4 protein-coding genes are annotated in these 4,004 nt (G+C 47.5%); all 4 read right to left on the minus strand.

The features are described 5' to 3' along the window. A partial coding sequence (locus Q0200_RS02100; protein ID WP_297937153.1) for a TRAP transporter large permease subunit occupies positions 1-1,305 on the minus strand: 1,305 nt, incomplete at its 3' end. Beyond that, on the minus strand, positions 1,302-1,883 hold the full coding sequence (locus Q0200_RS02105) for a TRAP transporter small permease subunit (protein WP_297937155.1): 582 nt from the start codon (positions 1,881-1,883) through the stop codon (positions 1,302-1,304). The genes Q0200_RS02105 and Q0200_RS02100, both read right to left, overlap by 4 nt. After that, positions 1,884-3,224 carry a sodium-dependent transporter gene (locus tag Q0200_RS02110; protein ID WP_297937158.1) on the minus strand — a complete coding sequence of 447 codons (1,341 nt, stop codon included), beginning with the start codon at positions 3,222-3,224 and terminating at the stop codon, positions 1,884-1,886. It lies immediately after the preceding gene. Positions 3,225-3,226: 2 nt separating this feature from the next. After that, on the minus strand, positions 3,227-4,004 hold a 778-nt coding region (locus Q0200_RS02115), incomplete at its 5' end, for a sodium-dependent transporter (protein WP_297937160.1).

A 4,004-nucleotide genomic window follows, 5' to 3' on the forward strand; every position in this document is an offset into this window, starting at 1 on the left:
AAAAATCGCTAAAACAAAAATTTGCAGTCCGATAAAAGGCACGACGCCTTTGTAGATATCAGAAGTCTTAATCTCCGCGGGCGCCACGCCTTTTAGGTAAAAGAGACTAAAGCCAAACGGCGGCGTGAGGAACGAAGTCTGTAAATTCATCGCGATAACGATGGCAAAATAGAGCGGATTTATGCCTAAATTTACGGCAATCGGCGCCAAGATCGGCAGCACGATATACGAAATCTCGACGAAGTCTATAAAAAATCCTAGCGCAAAAATCGTAATCATGGCTAAGATGATAAAGCCCCATTTTTCGCCGGGTAGATTCGACATCACTTCCTCAACGATCTCGTCGCCGCCGGTGTAGCTAAACACCATCGAAAACGCCGTCGCGCCGATAAGGATAGTAAAGACGACGGCCGTGGTTTTGACGCTCTCTTCGAGCGCTTCTTTTAGCATTTTAAACGAAAAAGTCCTGTAAAAAAGCGAAAGCACGATCGCGCCAACGCAGCCAAACGCCGAGCTCTCCGTCGGCGTAGCGATGCCTTCAAATATCGAACCGAGCACCAGCACGACAAGCACCAACGGCGGCAAAATCGCGAGGATAGCGTTTAAAATTTGCTTTGATTTAGGCACGTCGCTTTCTACTACAACGGGCGGCGCGTAGTCCTTTTTGACGTAAGAGACGATGAGGATATAGGCTATATAAGCGCCAACGAGCGCAAGACCCGGATATATCGCCTCGCGGAAAAGATCGCCCACAGGCACCGTAAAGACGTCGCCCAGGATAATCAGGACGATCGAAGGCGGGATGATCTGCCCAAGCGTACCCGAAGCACAGATAGTGCCGCAGCCTAGAGCCTTGTTGTAGTTGTACTTTAGCATCACCGGCAGGCTCATAACGCCCATAGCTACGACGCTGGCTCCGACTACGCCCGTAGATGCGGCCAGTAGCGCGCCCACTAGCACGGTGCTGATCGCCACGCCGCCGCGAATCTCGCCGAATAAAAACGCCATAGACTCGAGCAGCCTCTCGGCTAGCTTGGTCTTTTGCAAAATAATGCCCATAAAAACGAAAAGCGGCACGGCGATGAGGATTTTATTTTCCATTATCGAGTAGATGCGGTAAGGCATAAAGTTAAAGGTCTCTTTAAATATCTCAAGTCCGCCCATAAAGCCGTTACCGTCGCCAAAGCTCTCGACCATACCGCCGATGAGTCCAAAAATGACGGCTATCGCGCCAAATGTAAATGCGACGCTAAAGCCGATAGCAAGCATAAAAAGCGCGGCTAAAAACATTACTATGCCGGTCATTTTCCCTCTCCTTGTTGAGCGGTTTGGTTTAAATTTACGTCAAATTTGCCCTCTTCGCTTAAATTTGAGCGAGCGTCCAGATAGACGTTTAGCCACTTTATAAAGTAGCCGACGCTAAAAAATATAAGTAGCCAAAAGCTAAACGGGATAAAGGCCTTGATAACCCAGCGATACGGCAAACCACCCGGATCTGCGCTACCCTCGCCGCTCTCGTACGCCTCCACGACGTAGTCCCAGCTCAGCCACGCGACCAAAAGCGCAAGCGGCAGAATAAAAAGGATGACGCCCGCCATATTTATGAGCGCTCTTTTCTTTAGGCTCATCTTTTCGTAAAATATATCCACTCGCACGTGCGCGTCGTCTTTTAGCGCGTAGCTCATGCCAAGCAGTATGATGATGCTAAAAAAGTGCCACTCAAGCTCTTGGAGGCCTACGTTGCCGTATTTGAAAAAATATCTCGCCGTGACGTTAAAAAAAACGTCCGCAATCATCAAAAACATCACAAAGATACAGACGTAGCCCACGATGTCGCCTAATTTATCGAAAAATCGCTCTACTTTTTTTAAATTTCGTTCCATTTAACTCCCCAAAATTTGTCTTATCATTATCGCCAAAATGCAAATCGGCGCGACGAATCGCAGTAAAAAATACCAAATTTCAAAAACCGCCCTGCCCATATACGGCAAAAATAGCTCCTCTAGGCTGCCTCTTTTCATCGCGTAGCCCACAAATACTGCGATCACGATACCGCCAAGCGGCAGCATGATATTTGAGCTTAGATAATCCAAAACGTCAAAAAATCCCTTGCCGAAAAAAGTGAGCGCGTCTTTAAATTCGGTAATATTTGAAAGAGCGCAAAGCGTGCCCAGACAATAAACGCAAACGCCGACGATCGCGATAGCGCCCAGGCGTGGGATCTTAAACTCGTTTATGAGATAAAAAACGAGCGGCTCAACCATCGAGATAGCCGACGTAAGTCCCGCAAAAATAAGCGCGGTAAAAAAGGTAAAGCTTAAGACGTTTCCCATCGCTCCTAGCTTAGCAAACAGCGTAGGTAGCGATATAAACGCAAGCCCAACGCCCTGGCTAGGCTGCTCGCCGTACTCAAAAACAAAGGTAAAAACGATGAGTCCGATGACGACGCTAACGATGATGTTTAGCGCGACGACGTAGAGCGAAGAGGTGAAAAGATTTGTCTTATCATCCAGGCTAACCGAATACGTCGCGATCGCGCCGATACCAACGCACATCGTAAAAAACGCTAGCCCAAGAGCTACAAACACTGCCTCGCTCGTAATCTTAGAAAAATCGGGCACTAGCAAAAACTCCGCCGCCTGCGAAAATCCGCCCATCTGCATCGAGTAAATCAGCATAAAAATAAGTAGCAAGAAAAGCGTCGGCAAAAGCCATAAATTTATGCGCTCGATGCCGCCTTTTATGCCCTTTGAGAGGATGAAAAAATAGGCCGCGAACGCGATGCTAAAGTATAAAATTTGGCCCGAGATATCAGAGCTTATAAATTTGCCGAAATTTTCGCCCGAAACCGCTATACTTTGCGGAAGCTCGCCAAGAGATAAGACCGAATACCTAATAACCCAGCCGATGATAACCGTATAAAACGACGCGACTAAAACGCCAGTTATCATTATGACGCCGGCGTAGCCCCAAAATTTGCCGTTTTTAGGAGCGAGCGAGCGAAAGGCGTTAACCGGATCGGCGTTTGAAATTTTACCCATCGCCATCTCCGCAAAAAATATACTAAGCCCGACCGCAACGGCAAAAACAAGATACAAAAGCACGAAAGCCGAGCCGCCGTTTGCTCCGACCATGTATGGAAATTTCCACGCATTGCCAAGTCCGATCGCAGCACCTACGATGGATAATATAAATCCAATTTTAGAAAATTTATCGCTTGACACGGTTAGCCTCTTAGCGCATTTATCGTGATAATGACGATACTAATGGGAGCTACGAATCTAATCATAAAATACCAAATTTCAAAAACGGCCCTGCTCATATACGGCCCAAAAAGTATGAAAAGCGCGTCTTTTTTGATGACAAACCCGACGAAAATCGACACCGTGATGCCGCCGATAGGCATGATGATGTTTGAGCTAAGAAAATCAAGACAGTCAAAAAAGCTCTTGCCGAAAAATACCAAATTTTCCTTAACGCCTTCGATGCTTGAAAGTATGCACAAAATACCCATGCAGTAGATGAAAGCGCCGATTAGCGCGAGGGCTTTTTTACGAGAAAAGCCAAATTCGCGGATAAGATAGTGCGTGAAAGGCTCTAGCATCGAGATAGCCGAGGTAATGCCCGCAAAAAGCAGTGCCGAGAAAAACGCAAACGCGAGCACGTGTCCGAGCGTGCCGAGCTTCGCAAATAGCGTCGGCAGCGAGATAAACACTAGCCCCACGCCCTGGCTAGGCGTCGCGCCAAACTCAAATACAAAGGTAAAAATAACAAGCCCCATCAAAATACCCATCACGACGTTTATCACGACGATGATGATCGAGGAGCTAACGAGATTCGTATTATCTGGCAGCGACGCAGAGTATACGATGATGACGCCCACGCCCAAAGACAGCGTAAAAAACGCAAGCCCAAGCGCGGTGAGAATGCTGCTCACGCCTAGTTTTGAAAAATCCGGAACCAGCAAAAATTTAGCCGACTGCACGAAGCCGTCCATCGTAAAC

Source organism: uncultured Campylobacter sp. (assembly GCF_938045225.1).
GTDB lineage: Bacteria > Campylobacterota > Campylobacteria > Campylobacterales > Campylobacteraceae > Campylobacter_A.